Below are 15,960 nucleotides of genomic sequence, written 5' to 3'. Positions count from 1 at the left end.
CCATCGTCACGTCCACAAGGGAGAGCTCAGCCCTGCGGCGCCTTCGCGTCGACGGTGCGGATCGGCTTCGCGTCCGGGTGCAGCATCCGCCACACACGGTCGCGCGACACCGGCAGTGCGTACGGCCGGACGCCGACCGCGTCGCGCACCGCGTTCGCGAGCGCCGGGGCCACCGGGTTGTACGGCGCCTCGCTCATCGACTTCGCCCCGAACGGCCCGAGCTCGTCGGCGGTGTCGGCGAAGTGGACCTCGGTCACCGGCACGTCCGCCATCTGCGGGATGTGGTAGTTCCGCAGGATCGCGGTCGTGACGGTGCCCGCGCCGTCGAGGAGCACCTCCTCGTACAGCGCCGAGCCGATCGCCTGCGCCGTGCCGCCCTCGACCTGGCCGCGGCACTGGTCCGGGTTCAGCACGTAGCCCGCGTCGGCCGACTGCACCGACTGCAGGATCCGCACCTCGCCGGTCGGCACGTGCACCGCGACCCGGAAGCCGTGCACGTTGAAGGCGAGCGAGCGCTTCGCCTCGTCCTCGGTGCCCGTCGCCGTGATCGGGCCACCGGCGGCGCGCACCAGATCGTCGAAGCCCACCCGCGTGCCGTCGGGCGCGACGAGTCCGGCGTGGTCGGGCTCGAAGTCGTCGTGACCGGTCAGGCGCTTGGCCAGCGAGCGCAGGTCGGCGAGCAGCCGCACGGCCGCCGAGTACACGGCCTTGCCCGCCACCACCGTGCCGGCGCTGCCGAACGCGCCCGTGTCGTACCGGGCGGCCGCCGTGTCGGACTGGTGGATCCGCACCCGGTCGGCCGACGCTCCGAACGCGCTCGCCACGAGCTGCGTGTGCACAGTCGTGGTGCCGTTGCCGAACTCGGCCGTGCCGACTCCGATCGTCAGCATCCCCTCGGCGTCGACCGTGACGGTCGCCTCCGAGAAGTGCCCCCGCGGAGGGATCGTGGCGATCATCGCGACCGCCATGCCCTCGCCGGTCCGCCAGTCGGGTCCCGACGGCGCGACGATCCCGGACCCCCGCGCGAGCGCCTGCTCGGTGAGATCCAGGCACTGGTCGAGCCCGTACGAGGCGAAGCCGATGTCGTCGCCCTCGACGTGCGTGACGACGAGCGGGTCGCCGGGGCGCACCGCGTTGATCCGCCGCAGCTCGAACGGGTCGATGCCGAGCTCGCGCGCGAGCTCGTCCATCGCCGACTCGATGCCGAAGATCACCTGGCCCAGGCCGTAGCCGCGGAAGGCTCCGGACGGCAGGTTGTTCGTGTAGACCGCCTGCGCGTCCACGCGCTTGCTCGGCGCGTTGTAGACGGCGACGGACTCCGACGTGCCGTGGAACATCACTCCGGGTCCGTGGTTGCCGTAAGCGCCGGTGTCCGAGAGCACGTCCACGCTCATCGCGGTGAGCGAGCCGTCGCGGCGGGCGCCGAGGCGCACGTCCACCCGCATCGGGTGGCGGCAGGGAGCCATCGTGAACTCGTCCGACCGGGTGAACTCGAACTGCACCGGGCGCCCGGTCGCGAGGACCGCGAGGGCGACCACGTCCTCGGTCAGGATCTCCTGCTTGCCGCCGAAGCCTCCGCCGACGCGGGCGGTGAATACGCGCACGCTCGCCGGTTCGCGGTCGAACAGCCGCGCGATCTCGTCGCGCACCAGGAACGGCACCTGGGTCGACGTCCGCAGCACCAGCTCGTCGCCCTCGAGCCAGCCGATCGTGCCGTGCGTCCTCGAGCGCCGTGTGCGCGACGCGGGACGTGCTCCAGCGCCTCGCCCACCACGACGTCGGCCTCGGCGAAGCCGGCCTCGACGTCGCCGTGCTCGCCGTGCAGCTCGGCGACGACGTTCGACTCCGGCTTCGCGATGCGCGACGCGATCGGGTCCTTCTCGCCGTGCAGGAGGGGCGCTCCGGGCGCGCGGGCCTCCTCGGGATCGAAGACGGCCGGCAGCACCTCGTACTCCACCTCGATGGCGCGGCAGGCGATCTCGGCCTGCGCAACGGACTCGGCCACGACCACGGCGACGCGCTGCCCGCGGAAGCGGACCACGGTGTCGAGCATCCGGGTGTCGTCGGGGTCGTCGAGTCGCGACTCGTGCCGGGCGGTGGAGTAGAGGACGTCGGGCACGTCGTCCGCGGTGAGCACGGCCACGACGCCGGGCAGCTCGCGCGCCGCCCGCGTGTCCATCGAGACGATCCGCGCGTGGGCGTGCGGGCTCTGCAGCACCTTGAGGTGCAGGACGCCGGGCACCGCGACGTCGAGGGTGTACGGCTCCTGCCCGGCGACGATGCGGCGGCCGGCGGGAGCGCCGAGCGAGCGGCCGACCCTCGACTCCTCCGCAGTGGTGCGCCCGGTGCGGCGCACGGGCGTGAGGCCGCTCGGGTGCTCGTGATCGCAGGAGGCGATGGCCTCGCCGATCGCGCGGTAGCCGTGCAGCGGCAGAGGTTGCCCTTCATCAGGCGCGGCACGTCGACGGGGTCGGCGCCCTCGATCGCGGTCGCGGTGACGACCATGCCGGCGGTGCAGAAGCCGCACTGGAACGCTCCCGAGTCGACGAACGCCTGCTGCACCGGGCTCGGCTGCTCCGGGGTCCCGAGACCCGCGGCGGTCGTGACCGAGCGCCCCTCGACGCGGTGCGCGGGGTAGAGGCAGGAGTGGAACGGCGTGCCGTCGACGAGGACCGAGCACGCCCCGCAGTCGCCCGCGTCGCAGCCCTTCTTCACCTCGAAGTGCTCGTGGTCGCGCAGCAGAGTGCGCAGGACCTGGCCGGGGCGCGGATCCGCTTCGACGGCCTCCCCGTTCACGGTGAACCTCATGCCACGCCTCCGTCGAGCTCGATCCGGATCTCCTCCGCGAGGACGCCGACCACCGCGTGCGCCGCCAGTCCGCGGCGCCGTGCGGATCGGTGAACCAGGTGCCGATCGCGTCGACGGCGGCGGCCAGCTCGGCGGCCGAGGGCGGCGAGGCGAACCTCAGCACCTCCGGCCGGATCGTCGCCGCCGTGACGGTGAGGACGAACGAGGCGTCGCGATCGAGCCTGCCGATGACGACCGCACCGGAGCGGCCGAGCGGCGACAGGGCGATCTTGCGGTACGCCGTCCGGGCGTCGAGGGCGTGCGCGGGGAACTCGATCGAGCGGATCACGTCGCCGTGGCCGAGCAGGGTCGTCGTGTTCCCGGTGACGAGCTCGGCGACGGGCACGAGGTCGTCGGAGCCGTCCGCCCGCCACACCAGCGCCCGGGCGTCGAGCGCGGCCGCGAGGCTGGTCATCGGGCCGGCCGGCAGCGCGTTCGCGATGTTGCCGCCGACGGTCGCGACGTTCCAGATCTTGAACGATCCCAGCAGTGCCGTGCAGCACTGGAAGAACAGGCGGTGGGCGGCGCGACCCGTGTCAGGCATCGCGGCCAGCTCGGCGAAGGTGCAGGTGGCGGCGATCGAGAGGCCGTCGGCGCCCTCGCGGACGGGCTCCCAGCCGAAGCCCTGGAGGTCGAGCAGCTCGTCGAGGTGGTCGTGCGGGAGGGAGAAGACCCAGGAGCCGCCGCCGATGACCGCCGTCCGCGGCCCCATGGCGGCCAGATCGGAGCGCTCGCGCACGACGCGGACGCGCTGGATCGTGCTGAGGTCCATGGTCCGCCTCCCGCCGGTGCCCGCCGGATGCGCGCTCCTCCAGTGAACAGCACGCATGTGACACCGGTGTTTCCCGTGCCGGGCGGTCCGCCGATCGCCCGTCGGCGACCCTGGCGGATCCGCCAACCCGCTCAGCCCAGCGAGGCGACCCACTCCGACGTGCCGTCGACGAAGGACTGCTCTTCCAGATGGGCACCGACGCCTTGATGTCGTCGACCAGGGCCGCGCAGGCCTCGAAGGCGGCCGCGCGATGCGGGGAGGCGACCGCGCAGGCCAGGGCGAGGTCGCCGACCACCAGATCGCCCACCCGGTGCACCGCGGCGACGCGGACCTCGGGGAAGCGCTCGACGATGCGCCGGGCGGAGGCGGCGAGCGCGGCGGACGCGTCCGGGTGCGCCTCGTACCCCAGTCGCACCACTCCGCGGCCCTCGTCGTGGTCGCGAACGACCCCTGCGAAGGTGACGACCGCGCCGTGCGCGGGGGAGTCGACGGCGTCCTCGCACTCGTCGACGGTGATCGGCTCGCTCGAGATGCGCACGAGGGCGACGGGATCAGCGGACATGGTCGCCTCCGCCCAGCTGGTCCAGGAGGTGCCCGATCACCGGGTCGAGCACGTCGATGCCGTCGCGCACGCCTCCGGGCGAGCCGGGGAGGTTCACCACGACGCTGCGACCCGAGACTTCTGCGGTGCCGCGGCCGAGGACCGCCGTCGGCACCTTCGCCGCGCCCCGTGCACGGATCGCCTCGGCGAGACCGGGCAGCGTGCGCTCCAGCAGCGGCGCGGTCTGCTCCGGAGTGACGTCGCTCGGAGCGACGCCGGTGCCGCCGGTCGTGACCACGACGTCGATCCCGGAGGAGAGCGCGTCGCCGATCGCCTCGCCCACCGCGTCGCCGTCGGCCACGACGACCACGTCGCCGCTCCAGCCGCGGCTCTCGAACCACGCGAGCAGCGCCGGTCCGGTGCGGTCCTCGTACACGCCGGACGCGGCGCGCGTGGAGGCCACGACCGCGACCGCGCGCCGGCTCACTCCCTGCTCCACGAGCCGCTCCTGCCGCCGTCCTTCGCGAGCACGCGGATGCCGCTGATGACGGCTCCGCGGTCGACGGCCTTGATCATGTCGTAGACGGTGAGCGCCGCCACGCTGACGGCGGTGAGCGCTTCCATCTCGACCCCCGTGCGCCCGCTCGTGCGCACGCGCGCCTCGATCCGCACCCGGTCCTCGAGCGTCTCGAGGTCGATGTCGACCCCGTCCAGCGCCAGCGGGTGGCAGAGCGGGATGAGGGTGGCGGTCGCCTTCGCGCCCATGATGCCGGCGATGCGCGCGACGCCGAGGGCCTCGCCCTTGGGCAGCTCGCCCTGCGCGAGCAGCCGCACCACCTCGGGGGTGGTGATGACGACGCCTTCGGCGACGGCCGTGCGCGAGGTGACCTCCTTCGCGCCGACGTCGACCATGTGCACGGCCCCGTCGCCGCGGACGTGGGTCAGGCTCTCACTCATCGATCCTCCAGATCTCGACCGTGTCGCCGGTCGCTGCGTGCTCGGTCCCGACCGGGACGTGGATGAGGACGTTCGAGCGCGCGTAGGACGCGAGCAGGTGCGAGCTCGGCCCGCCGACCGGGTGCACGAGGCCCTCGTCGTCGAGGACCCCCCGCCGGATCTGGTGCAGGTGGGCGGGCGAGTCGAGCGCCGTGCCGAGTCGCGCGCGGATCCGCGGCCGCTCGGCCGGCAGCCGTCCGGCGAGCGAGCGGAGCACGGGGCGCAGGAACACCTCGAACGAGACCAGGGCGCTGACGGGGTTGCCCGGCAGCGACACGATCGGCAGGTGCACGTCGGGGGCCACCGCGACCAGGCCGAGCCCCTGCGGGCCGCCCGGCTGCATCGCGACGTGGCCGAACTCGGAACCGGCCGGACCCAGCGCGTCGCGCACCACCTCGTACGCTCCGGCGCTCACTCCGCCGATCGTGATCGCCAGCTCGACGTCGCCGGCGCGCGAGCGGAGGATCGCCAGCAGGTCCTCGGCCCGGTCGCTCGTGCAGGGGGCCACGACGGGCACCCCGCCCGCCTCGCGGACCGCCTCGGCCAGCAGCGCGCCGTTCGCGTCGTAGATCTGCGCGTCCTCGAGGTCGCTGCCGGCTGGGCGGATCTCGTTGCCGGTCGGCACGATCAGCACGCGGATCCGCGGCAGCACCTCGACCTCGACGAGACCGAGCGAGGCCAGCAGCCCGTAGTGGGCGGCGCGCAGGACGGTGCCGGCCGGCAGCGCGACCGCACCCGCCTGTGCGTCGCTGCCCCGGGCGCGCACGAAGGTGGTGGGAGTGACGGGGCTCGCGAACGCGACCCGCGCCTCGTCGGCCGCGTCCGGGAACCGCGGCGGGTCGACCCGCTCGATCGGGACGACGGCATCGGCGCCCGCGGGCAGCGGCGAGCCCGTCATGATCGGAACCGCGGTGCCGGGGGAGTGACGGGGTGCGCTGTCGCCCGCGGGGACGGGCGCGGCTACCGGAAGGACGACGGGACGCTCGGCGGAGGCTGCAGCGAGATCGGACGCACGCACGGCGTACCCGTCCATCTGCGAGTTGTCGAAGCGGGGCAGGTCCAGCGGCGAGTGCACGGTGCGGGCCAGCACCCGGCGGTCGTACGCGCCGAGGTCGGCGGCCACGGCGCCCGGATCGAGCGCGAGCGTCTCGCGTGCCCCGCGCGTCGCGAGCGGCGCCAGCAGCGCCCGCACCCGGGCGGCGTGGATGTCGATCGAGGTCATCGGGTCCTCTCCGGCGGGCGTCCCGCGAGCGGCGGGCAGGACTCCTATCTTGCCGGGTCGCACACGGATCCGGCGCGTAGTCTGAGCGGATGAGCACAGTACTCGGGATGCCCGGCGTCCGCCCCCGCCCCCGGGGCGCCGAACTCCCGGCCGACCGACCCGAGACCCCGCTCCTCGTCGACACCTACGGACGCGCCGCCGACGACCTGCGCATCTCGCTGACCGACCGGTGCAACCTGCGCTGCACCTACTGCATGCCGGCCGAGGGACTCCCCTTCCAGCCGCCCGCGGCCCTGCTCACCCGCGACGAGATCGTGCGGCTCGCCCGCATCGCCGTCGAGCAGTTCGGCGTCCGGCAGATCCGGTTCACCGGAGGGAGCCGCTGCTGCGCAAGGACCTCGTCGACATCATCCGCGGTGTCGCAGCCCTGGAGCCCCGCCCCGAGATCTCGCTGACCACCAACGCGATCGGCCTGTCCGGCCGGGCGGCGGCGCTCGCCGAGGCGGGGCTCAACCGCGTCAACGTGTCGCTCGACTCCATCTGCGCCGAGACCTTCGCGAAGGTCACCCGCCGCCCCTTCCTCGACCGCGTGCTCGCCGGCATCGACGCCCTGGCGCCCGCGGGCCTCGCGCAGACGAAGATCAACGCCGTGCTGCTCCCGGGCATCAACGACCTCGGAGGCGCCCGAGCTGCTCGCCTGGGCGCTCGCCGGCGGCCACCAGCTCCGCTTCATCGAGCAGATGGCCCTCGACGCCGACCACGGCTGGGACCGCGCGACCATGATCACGGCCGAGCGCATCCGCGAGCTGCTCTCGGAGCGCTTCGCCCTGAGCCCCCACCCCGCGCCCCGCGACGGCGCCCCCGCCGAGCTGTTCGACGTGCACGCCCGCGAGGGCGGACCGCTGCTCGGGCAGGTGGGCATCATCGCCTCCGTCACCGAGCCGTTCTGCGGCGACTGCCGCCGCACACGCTTGACGGCCGAGGGCGGCGTCCGAGCTGCCTCTTCGAACGAGGAGACCGATCTGCTCGGCCCGATGCGCTCCGGTGTCGACGACCACCACGTCGCCCAGCTCTGGCGGGGCGCGATGCGGGCGAAGCCCGCCGGGCACGAGATGAACCGCGTCGGGTTCGTGCAGCCCGAGCGCACGATGAGCGCGATCGGCGGATGAGCGTGCGGGTCCGCTACTTCGCCGCGGCGAAGGCCGCTCTCGGGCGCGCGTCCGACGAGTTCGACGGCGTCCTCGATCTCGCCGCCCGAGTCGCGGCTGGTCACGGCGACTCTGTCCGCCGCCGCGGTCCTCGGCCGGTGCACCTATCTCGTCGACGGGGTGTCGACGACGGATCGGGCGACCGCCCTGCCCGCGAGCGCAGCGGTCGACGTGCTGCCGCTGCTCGCCGGAGGCTGAGCGGTCAGCTCCGCAGCGCCGCCGCCCCGCCCACGAGCGAGTCGGCGCTGATCCCGGCGGCTGCCGCCCGGTCGGCCGCGATCCGCGACCGTACCCCGGACGCGCAGTAGAGGACGAGCGGTCCGGCCGGCAGGTCCGCCGGATCGAAGCGCGACATCGGCAGCCGCACGGCGCCGGGCACCGCGATCGAGCGGTCCTCGGAGTCCTCGCGCAGGTCGACCACGGTGAGCGGTGCGCCGCCCTCGAGCCGCGCGCGCAGCTCCGGGGCGGTCACGGCTCCCGCGACCGCCGCAGGGGCAGGCACCTCGGGCACCCGGCGCTCCAGCGGCAGCTCGGTCCAGGATCTCGTCGAGGGCGTCGTGCACGACGATGCGGCCGACGAGCGGAGCGCCGACGCCGGTCACGAGCTTGACGACCTCGCTCGCCATGGCGGATCCGATCGCGGCGCACAGGGAGCCGAGCACGCCGACGCTCGCGCAGCTGTCGGCCGCGTCCTCGGCTTCGGGGTGCAGCGCGCGCAGCGTCACGCCTCCGCCCGGCGCCCGCGACCAGAAGGTCGAGAGCCGCCCGTCGAAGCCCAGCGCCGAGCCCCAGACGTGCGGCACGCCTGCGCGGGTGGTCGCGTCCGAGGCGAGGTAGCGCGAGCCGAAGGTGTCGAAGCCGTCCACGACCACATCCCAGCCGGCGACGAGAGCGTCGGCGTTCGCGGCGGTGAAGGAGACGGGGAAGGCGCGGGCGTCGATCCCGGGGGAGAGGCGGCGCGCGGTCGCGACGGCCGACTCCGCCTTCGAGAGCCCGACGGAGGAGTCGTCGTGCGCGGTCTGCCGCGCCAGGTTCGAGGGCTCGACCACGTCCGCGTCGACGACGCCGAGCCGGCCGATGCCGGCCGCGGCGAGCGCCGTGATCACCGGCGATCCGATGCCGCCCGCTCCCAGCACCAGCACGCGGGCGTTCCGGAGGCGGCGCTGGCCGAGCTCGCCCAGTGCGGAGAGCCGGATCTGCCGCGCGAAGCGCTCCTGCTCCGCGGCGGTGAGCGGCGGGCCCGGTTCGACCGGCAGCGTTGGAGCGGAGGGGAGCGGAGGAGTCACCGCTCCAGTGTGCACGCCGCGGGGCGCGGAGAGCCCGCCTCCGCGGATCGGCGGCACTCGTCCAGTACCGTGGGGAGCGTTTTTCGACAGGAGCGAGGCCGGCGGGTGCATCTGAAGAGCCTGACCCTCAAGGGGTTCAAGTCCTTCGCTCAGCCGACCACGTTCGCCTTCGAGCCGGGGGTCACCTGCGTCGTCGGCCCCAACGGCTCGGGCAAGAGCAACGTCGTCGACGCGCTCGCCTGGGTGATGGGGGAGCAGGGGGCGAAGACCTCCCGCGGCGGCAAGATGGAGGACGTGATCTTCGCGGGCACCTCGACCCGCGGTCCGCTCGGCCGCGCCGAGGTCGCCCTCACGATCGACAACACCGACGGCGCCCTGCCGATCGAGTACACCGAGGTCACGATCACCCGGACGCTCTTCCGCAACGGCGGCAGCGAGTACGCGATCAACGGGCGCTCCTGCCGGCTGCTCGACGTGCAGGAGCTGCTGAGCGACTCCGGTCTGGGGCGCGAGATGCACGTCATCGTGGGGCAGGGCCAGCTCGATGCCGTGCTGCACGCGACTCCGGAGGAGCGCCGCGGCTTCATCGAGGAGGCCGCGGGGATCCTCAAGCACCGCCGTCGCAAGGAGAAGACGCTCCGCAAGCTCGAGGCGATGCAGACCAATCTCACGCGCCTCTCCGACCTCGCCGGCGAGATCCGCCGCCAGCTCAAGCCGCTCGGGCGCCAGGCCGAGGTCGCCCGTCAGGCGCAGACCATCGCCGCGGTCGTGCGCGACGCCCGTGCTCGCCTGCTCGCCGACGACGTCGTCACCCTGCGGACGGCCCTCGACGGCTTCGCGCGCTCCGAGAGCGAGCGGCACGGCGAGCGCATCGTGCTGCAGGAGAAGCTCGAGCAGGCGACGCTGCGGATGGCGCGGATCGAGTCCGAGATGGTGGGCGACGCCGTCGACGACGCCCGCCGCACCACGTTCGAGCTCGAGTCGGTGCAGGAGCGGCTGCGCAATCTCGCCGCGCTCGCGGGCCAGCGGCTCGCCCTGCTCGAAGCGGAGTCGGAGCAGCCGCAGGCAGCCGCGCGTGACGCCGCAGCTCCTCCAGGAGGCGCACGACGAGCTCGAGCGGCTCCGGCGGGCCGTGCTCGACGCGGAGGAGGCCTGGGCCGCCTCGCAGAAGGACACCGTCCGCGCCCGGCAGGCGCTCGACGCCCTCGACGACGAGATCGCCGCGCAGTCCGCGCTCGTCTCCCGGCACGACCCCGAGATCTCGCAGCTCAGCGGGCAGGCCGACTCGGCGGCCTCCCGGCTCGCCGCCGTCCGCGGCGAGGTGCTCCGTGCGCAGAACACCCTCGACTCCGCCGTGCAGCGCCGCGACGCCGCGGAGCGCCAGCTCGACGCGCTCGAGGACGAGATCGGCGAGGCGGGCGGAGGCACCGACGGCGCCCTCGACGAGAGCTACGAGCTCGCGCAGTCGGCCGTGTTCGAGGCGGAGGGCGAGATCGAGCGACTGCGCGAGGAGCTGCACGCGCTCGAGCGCGAGCGCGACGGGCTCGCCGCCCGCACGAGCGCCCTGTCCCTCGCGCTCGACGTCTCGGACGGCTCGTCCGAGCTCCTCGCCGCGCGGCTCGACGGAGTCGACGGGCGCGTCGCCGAGCGGATCCAGGTGCGACCCGGCTACGAGGCCGCCGTGGCCGCCGCGCTCGGCACCCTCGCCGACGCGGTCCTCGCGGACGAGGCGGCGCACGCCGAGGCGGCGCTGGACGAGGCGGTCCGCCGCGACCTCGGCCGGGTCGAGCTGCTCGTGGCGGCGTCCTCGCGGGCGCCGCTGGATCTCGCCGTGCCCGACGGAGCGACGCGGGCCCGCGATCTCGTCACCGGCCCGCCAGCCGTCGTCGCCCTGCTCGAGCAGGTCGTCGTCGTCGACGATCTCGCCGCGGCCCGCCGGATCTGGCCCGGACTGGCCGGTCGGGAGCATCCTGTCACCGTCGTCACCCGCGACGGCGCCACCGTCTCGGACTTCGTCCTGAGCGGCGGAGCGGGCGGGCAGCGCAGCCGTCCGCGAGCTCGTCTCGGAGCGCGACGCGGCCGATGCCGCACTCGAGGAGATCGTGGGCCGGATCGACCGGCTCCGCTTCGACCTCGCCGAGCAGACCGGGGCCCTCAAGGGCGCCAAGGAGCAGTCGCGCCTCGCCCTCGCCGCCCTGCGCGAGCACGACTCCGCTCGCGCCGCGCACACGGAGCGCCTCGGCCGCGTCCGTGCGCAGCACGAGTCGGCCGTCGCCGAGCTCGGCCGCGGCGAGAAGGCGCTCGCGATCGCGTCCGACCGGGTCGGCGACGCCGAGCGCGCCGCGCAGAAGGCCAGGAGCGAGCTCGACACCGCGCGCTCGCGCCCCCGCCCGATCCTCGACGTGACCGGACGCGACGCCCTGCAGCAGGGTGTCGACTCGGCCCGGGAGCGCGAGATCGAGGCGAGGCTCGGAGTCGAGACCGCGAAGGAGCGCGTGCGCGCCGAGCAGTCCCGCGGCGAGGCGCTCGCCCGACAGCTCGCCGCCGATCGCGCCGCCGCCGACGAGGCCGCCCGCCGCGCCGTGATCCGCCGTCGTCAGCACGAGGCCGCGGCCGACGTGACCCGCGCGATCCCGGCGGTCCTCGCCTCCGTCGACCGGTCGGTGCAGCAGGCCCGCGCCGAGCTCGTGCAGGCCGAGGCCGCCCGATCGCAGCAGAACGAGGAGCTGCAGGGGCTCCGCCGCCAGGAGTCCGCTCTGCGCGAGCGACTGCAGTCGGTCACCGAGAGCGTGCACGGGCTCGAGCTGCAGATCTACGAGAAGCGCCTGCAGCTCTCGGGGCTGCTGGAGCGAGCGGGTCCGAGCTCGGACTGGTCGAGGACGTGCTCGTCGCCGAGTACGGGCCGGAGGTGGGCGTGCCCGGCGAGGAGGAGGACGCGCCTGCGCGCCCGTTCGCGCGGGACGAGCAGCGCCGCCGACTCGAGAAGGCCGAGAAGCAGCTCGCCCAGCTCGGCCGGGTGAACCCGCTCGCGCTCGAGGAGTTCGCGGCGCTCGAGCAGCGCCACGTCTTCCTCACCGAGCAGCTGACCGACCTCACGAACACCCGTCGCGACCTGCTCCTCATCATCGAGGAGCTCGACGAGACGATGCAGACGGTCTTCGCCTCGGCCTTCGACGACACGCAGGCCGCCTTCGCCGACGTGTTCCCCGTGCTGTTCCCCGGAGGAACGGGCAGCATCCGCCTGACGGACCCCGACGATCTGCTCACCACGGGCATCGAGGTCGCGGTGCGCCCCGCGGGCAAGAAGATCGAGCGGCTCTCGCTGCTCTCGGGAGGTGAGCGCTCGCTCGCCGCGGTGGCCTTCATGGTCGCGATCTTCAAGTCGCGGCCCAGCCCGTTCTACATCATGGACGAGGTGGAGGCGGCGCTGGACGACGCCAACCTCGGCCGCCTGCTGACGATCTTCCAGGACCTCCGCACCTCGAGCCAGCTGATCGTGATCACCCACCAGAAGCGCACGATGGAAATCGCCGACGCCCTCTACGGCGTCTCGATGCGGCAGGACGGAGTCTCGGCCGTGGTCGGCCAGCGCGTGCAGGCACCCGCCGACTGACCCTCGCCCTCCCGCCGAGGGAACCTCTCGCCGTCGAGGGAGCCCGCTCCGGCTGGTTCCTCGACGGCTCGGGGTTCCCTCGGCAGAGGCGGTCGGGCCGAGCCGTCGCCGGTACCCTGGAGCACATGGCTGAACGCACCTCCTGGTCGCTCGGCCGCGCACTGCGCGGCCTGTTCGAGAAGCGCACGATCGACGACCAGACGTGGGACGACCTCGAGACCGCGCTCATCACCGCCGACTTCGGTCCCGACATCACCGAGGAGATCGTCGAGGACCTCCGTGCGAAGGTCGAGCGCTACAGCACGACCGATCCGCGCGACCTCCGGCGCATGCTCCGCGAGTCGATGGAGGAGCGGCTGTCGAAGTACGACACGACGCTCAAGCTCAGCGAGCGCCCGGCCGTGATCCTCGTCGTGGGCGTCAACGGAGTGGGCAAGACCACGACCATCGGCAAGTTCGCCAAGTTCCTCCGCAACTACGACCGGAGCGTCGTGGTCGGAGCGGCCGACACGTTCCGCGCCGCCGCCGTCGACCAGCTCGCCACCTGGGCCCAGCGCGCCGACGCGCAGATCGTGCGCCCGCAGCAGGAGCGCCAGGACCCGGCCTCGGTCGCCTTCCAGACCGTCCAGTTCGCGAAGGACAACGGCATCGAGATGGTCATCATCGACACCGCCGGCCGCCTGCACACCAAGGGCGGGCTGATGGACGAGCTCGGCAAGATCAAGCGCGTCATCGAGAAGCAGGCGCCCATCTCCGAGATCCTGCTCGTGCTCGACGCGACGACCGGTCAGAACGGGCTGAGCCAGGCCGAGGCGTTCATCGAGCACGCCGGAGTGACGGGCCTCGTCATCACGAAGCTCGACGGCTCCGCCAAGGGCGGGTTCGTCCTCGCCGTCCAGGAGCGCACGGGCATCCCGATCAAGCTCGTCGGCCAGGGCGAGGGCATCGGCGACCTCACCGGCTTCACCCCGCACGTCTTCGCCCAGCAGCTCGTCGGCTGAGCACCGGAAGACGTCCACGGCGGTACCGCCCACCTCTGCCGGTCACCGGAGGCGAGGCCGGATCAGCGTCGTCGGGCGCGGGAGGGCGTTGGCGAGGGAGATCAGCTCGTCGTCGAGGATGCCGAGGATCAGTTCGGGCTGGATCCGGAAGTACTCGTGCACGATGACGTTCCGCAGTCCCGCGATCGCCGCCCACGGGACAGCCGCGAATCCGTCGCGCTCCTCGACCGGCAGCGCGCGCACCGCCTCGCCGATCACCGCGAGGTTCCGGAGGACGGCGTCGAGCGCCATCCGCGCGAGGGCGGTGTCGCCACCGCCGAGATGCTCTCTGTACTCGAGGCAACGGTCGATCGCCGCGAGGATGTCCGAGAACCGCTCCTCGACCGACCTCCTCACAACGGAACCATGTCACGTCGTGCGCTCGTCGCCACCGGGTCCCGCAGCAGCGACTCCGCCACGACGTCGACCCGTACACCGAGGAGCCCGCCGAGCTCCTCTCCGATGCCGGCGACTCGGAGGAGTGGATTTCCCGCTCCTTCGTCGAGATCGACGAGGAGGTCCACATCGCTGCCCGGTCCGGCGTCTCCCCGAGCGACCGACCCGAAGAGCCGGGGGTTGGTCGCGCCGTAATGGGCGAGCACCGCGACGAGCGCGTCGCGTCGCGCGTCGATCGTCCGACGCATGGTGCTCGCGTACTCCGTCACGGCTGACATGCCGCCAGGATACGCGGACGCCACCGGACGCGGTCCGCCGATCCGCGTCCGGTGAGCAGCCACGCCGACGCAGGAGCGGTCACACCGCCTGGGAGAACCCCAGCGCCGCATCAGCGAGGTGCCGCAGGTGCTCCGGCACCGGCCGCCCCTTCGACTCCATCGACTGCGCCCACAGGCGGCCCGCCCGGTAGGACGAGCGCACGAGCGGCCCCGAGAGCACGCCGAGGAACCCGATGTCCTCCGCCTCCTCCTTGATCGCGACGAACTCCTCCGGGTGCACCCAGCGGTCCACCGGCAGGTGCCGCGGGGTCGGCCGCAGGTACTGCGTGATCGTCAGGAGGTCGGTGCCGGCGTCGTGCAGGTCCTGCAGGGCCTGCGAGATCTCCTCGCGCTCCTCGCCCATGCCCAGGATGAGGTTCGACTTCGTGATAAGCCCCGCGTCCCGCCCCTGGGTCAGCACGTCCAGCGAGCGCTCGTAGCGGAACGCGGGCCGGATCCGCTTGAAGATCCGCGGCACGGTCTCGACGTTGTGCGCGAACACCTCCGGGCGCGCGTCGAACACGCGCCCGAGGTGCTCCGGACGTCCGGTGAAGTCGGGCACGAGGATCTCGACTTCCCGTTCCGGGGACTGGGCGTGGATCTGCCGGATCGTCTCGGCGTAGAGCCAGGAGCCCTCGTCCGCCAGGTCGTCGCGCGCGACTCCGGTGACCGTGGCATAGCGGAGGTTCATCCGCGCCACCGATTCGCCCACGCGCCGCGGCTCGTCGGCGTCGTAGTCGGCGGGCTTGCCGGTGTCGATCTGGCAGAAGTCGCAGCGGCGGGTGCACTGCGCGCCGCCGATGAGGAACGTGGCCTCGCGGTCCTCCCAGCACTCGAAGATGTTGGGGCAGCCCGCTTCCTGGCAGACCGTGGCAGCTCCTCGCTCTTCACGAGCGACTGCAGCTGGCGGTACTCCGGCCCCATGGTGGCCTTGGTCTTGATCCAGTCGGGCTTGCGCTCGATCGGAGTCTCGGCGTTGCGGATCTCGAGCCGGAGCAGCTTGCGTCCGCCCACCTCGGCGCTCACGCGGCCACCACCGCGGCCTGCTCGGCCGAGAACTCGAGCGAGCACTCGCGGAACCGCCGATCGACCAGGGCGCGCACCGCCTCCATCGAGACCTCGCTCCCCGTCTCGCGCTCGATCGTCGTCACTCCGGCGTCCGCGATGCCGCAGGCGACGATGCGGGAGTAGGGCCCGAGGCTGTTCGAGACGTTGAGGGCGAAGCCGTGCATCGTCACGCCTCCTGCCACCCGGATGCCGATGGCGGCGATCTTGTCCGCGCCGAGCGGCCGGCGGATCCAGACTCCCGAGCGTCCGTCGATGCGCTCGCCCGCGACGCCCAGGGTCGGCGAGAACGGCGATCAGCATCCCCTCGAGCGAGCGGACATAGGCGACCACGTCGACCGGTTCGCGCAGCCGCACGATCGGGTAGCCGACGAGCTGACCCGGTCCGTGCCAGGTGATCCGGCCGCCGCGGTCGACGTCGACCACGGGGGAGCCGTCGACCGGGCGCTCGTGCGCCTCGGTCCGCTTGCCCGCCGTGTAGACGGACGCGTGCTCGCAGAGCACCAGCACGCCGTCGCGCCCGGCGACGACCTCGTCGTGGAGCCGGCGCTGCAGCTCCCAGCCGTCGCGGTAGTCCAGGGGATCGGCGGAGTCGCCCGCCAGCAGAGTCTCGATCACATCGTCACCCTAGACGCATTCCTGCACTCAGCCCAAGTT

At 73.3% G+C, this 15,960-nt stretch carries 9 protein-coding genes and 7 pseudogenes; 4 read left to right on the top strand and 12 right to left on the bottom strand.

Features of this window, described 5'->3' with window-relative positions; translation table 11 throughout:
• Positions 1–26: 26 nt before the first annotated feature.
• From AC0CII_RS06435 to AC0CII_RS06405, 7 genes and pseudogenes are all read right to left on the bottom strand, one after another.
• A pseudogene (locus tag AC0CII_RS06435) lies at positions 27–2,808 on the bottom strand (molybdopterin-dependent oxidoreductase).
• The gene (locus AC0CII_RS06430) at positions 2,805–3,221 is read right to left on the bottom strand and encodes a hypothetical protein (protein ID WP_465228911.1); all 417 of its coding nucleotides are present in this window, start codon (positions 3,219–3,221) and stop codon (positions 2,805–2,807) included. Before AC0CII_RS06430 ends, AC0CII_RS06435 begins: the two are co-directional and overlap by 4 nt.
• Positions 3,170–3,559, bottom strand: a pseudogene (locus AC0CII_RS06425) (FAD binding domain-containing protein); the annotation flags it as partial. The gene AC0CII_RS06430 and the pseudogene AC0CII_RS06425, both read right to left, overlap by 52 nt.
• A gap of 319 nt (positions 3,560–3,878) precedes the next feature.
• A pseudogene (locus AC0CII_RS06420) lies at positions 3,879–4,181 on the bottom strand (molybdenum cofactor biosynthesis protein MoaE); the annotation flags it as partial.
• Positions 4,171–4,647, bottom strand: coding sequence for a molybdenum cofactor synthesis domain-containing protein (locus AC0CII_RS06415; protein WP_465228910.1), 477 nt, complete (start codon positions 4,645–4,647; stop codon positions 4,171–4,173). The gene AC0CII_RS06415 and the pseudogene AC0CII_RS06420, both read right to left, overlap by 11 nt.
• Positions 4,644–5,117: a cyclic pyranopterin monophosphate synthase MoaC gene (moaC, locus tag AC0CII_RS06410; RefSeq protein WP_207402371.1), complete on the bottom strand. Its 474-nt coding sequence runs from the start codon at positions 5,115–5,117 to the stop codon at positions 4,644–4,646. The genes AC0CII_RS06415 and moaC overlap by 4 nt, the downstream gene beginning before the upstream one ends.
• Positions 5,110–6,378, bottom strand: a complete 1,269-nt coding sequence (locus tag AC0CII_RS06405) for a molybdopterin molybdotransferase MoeA (protein WP_465225708.1) — start codon at positions 6,376–6,378, stop codon at positions 5,110–5,112. The genes moaC and AC0CII_RS06405 overlap by 8 nt, the downstream gene beginning before the upstream one ends.
• Positions 6,379–6,467: 89 nt before the next feature.
• On the opposite strand from AC0CII_RS06405, the pseudogene moaA reads away from it, so the two are divergent.
• Positions 6,468–7,547: pseudogene (gene moaA, locus AC0CII_RS06400) on the top strand (GTP 3',8-cyclase MoaA).
• Between the two features lie 143 nt (positions 7,548–7,690).
• On the opposite strand, the gene AC0CII_RS06395 reads toward moaA, so the two are convergent.
• Positions 7,691–8,872: a HesA/MoeB/ThiF family protein gene (locus AC0CII_RS06395; RefSeq protein WP_465228909.1), complete on the bottom strand. Its 1,182-nt coding sequence runs from the start codon at positions 8,870–8,872 to the stop codon at positions 7,691–7,693.
• 9 nt (positions 8,873–8,881) lie between these two features.
• Between AC0CII_RS06395 and AC0CII_RS06390 the strand changes: the two are divergent.
• The 3 genes and pseudogenes from AC0CII_RS06390 to ftsY all read left to right on the top strand — a co-directional run.
• Positions 8,882–9,514 (top strand): annotated as a pseudogene (locus tag AC0CII_RS06390) (chromosome segregation SMC family protein); the annotation flags it as partial.
• On the top strand, positions 9,417–12,485 hold the full coding sequence (locus AC0CII_RS06385; protein WP_465228908.1) for a coiled-coil domain-containing protein: 3,069 nt from the start codon (positions 9,417–9,419) through the stop codon (positions 12,483–12,485). The pseudogene AC0CII_RS06390 and the gene AC0CII_RS06385, both read left to right, overlap by 98 nt.
• Before the next feature lie 125 nt (positions 12,486–12,610).
• Positions 12,611–13,486 carry a signal recognition particle-docking protein FtsY gene (gene ftsY, locus AC0CII_RS06380; RefSeq protein WP_465225712.1) on the top strand — a complete coding sequence of 292 codons (876 nt, stop codon included), beginning with the start codon at positions 12,611–12,613 and terminating at the stop codon, positions 13,484–13,486.
• Positions 13,487–13,528: 42 nt separating this feature from the next.
• Here ftsY and AC0CII_RS06375 read toward each other — a convergent pair whose 3' ends face one another.
• The 4 genes and pseudogenes from AC0CII_RS06375 to lipB all read right to left on the bottom strand — a co-directional run bounded on the left by AC0CII_RS06375 (position 13,529) and on the right by lipB (position 15,921).
• Positions 13,529–13,882, bottom strand: coding sequence for a HepT-like ribonuclease domain-containing protein (locus AC0CII_RS06375; RefSeq protein WP_465228907.1), 354 nt, complete (start codon positions 13,880–13,882; stop codon positions 13,529–13,531).
• Positions 13,879–14,199, bottom strand: a complete 321-nt coding sequence (locus tag AC0CII_RS06370; RefSeq protein WP_465228906.1) for a nucleotidyltransferase family protein — start codon at positions 14,197–14,199, stop codon at positions 13,879–13,881. Before AC0CII_RS06370 ends, AC0CII_RS06375 begins: the two co-directional genes overlap by 4 nt.
• A 79-nt stretch (positions 14,200–14,278) precedes the next feature.
• A pseudogene (lipA, locus tag AC0CII_RS06365) lies at positions 14,279–15,264 on the bottom strand (lipoyl synthase).
• A pseudogene (lipB, locus tag AC0CII_RS06360) lies at positions 15,261–15,921 on the bottom strand (lipoyl(octanoyl) transferase LipB). The pseudogenes lipA and lipB overlap by 4 nt, the downstream one beginning before the upstream one ends.
• Positions 15,922–15,960 lie beyond the last annotated feature (39 nt).

The organism is Rathayibacter sp. AC182 (assembly GCF_979253875.1).
This window is presented reverse-complemented; position numbering and strand designations above follow the sequence as displayed.

What these genes read in the sequence shown, in the direction of transcription:
- moaC (WP_207402371.1), bottom strand. Translation starts at nt 5,117, where the DNA reads ATGAGTGAGAGCCTGACCCACGTCCGCGGCGACGGGGCCGTGCACATG.
- AC0CII_RS06405 (WP_465225708.1), bottom strand. Translation starts at nt 6,378, where the DNA reads ATGACCTCGATCGACATCCACGCCGCCCGGGTGCGGGCGCTGCTGGCG.
- AC0CII_RS06385 (WP_465228908.1), top strand. Translation starts at nt 9,417, where the DNA reads ATGCCGTGCTGCACGCGACTCCGGAGGAGCGCCGCGGCTTCATCGAGG.
- ftsY (WP_465225712.1), top strand. Translation starts at nt 12,611, where the DNA reads ATGGCTGAACGCACCTCCTGGTCGCTCGGCCGCGCACTGCGCGGCCTG.
- AC0CII_RS06370 (WP_465228906.1), bottom strand. Translation starts at nt 14,199, where the DNA reads ATGTCAGCCGTGACGGAGTACGCGAGCACCATGCGTCGGACGATCGAC.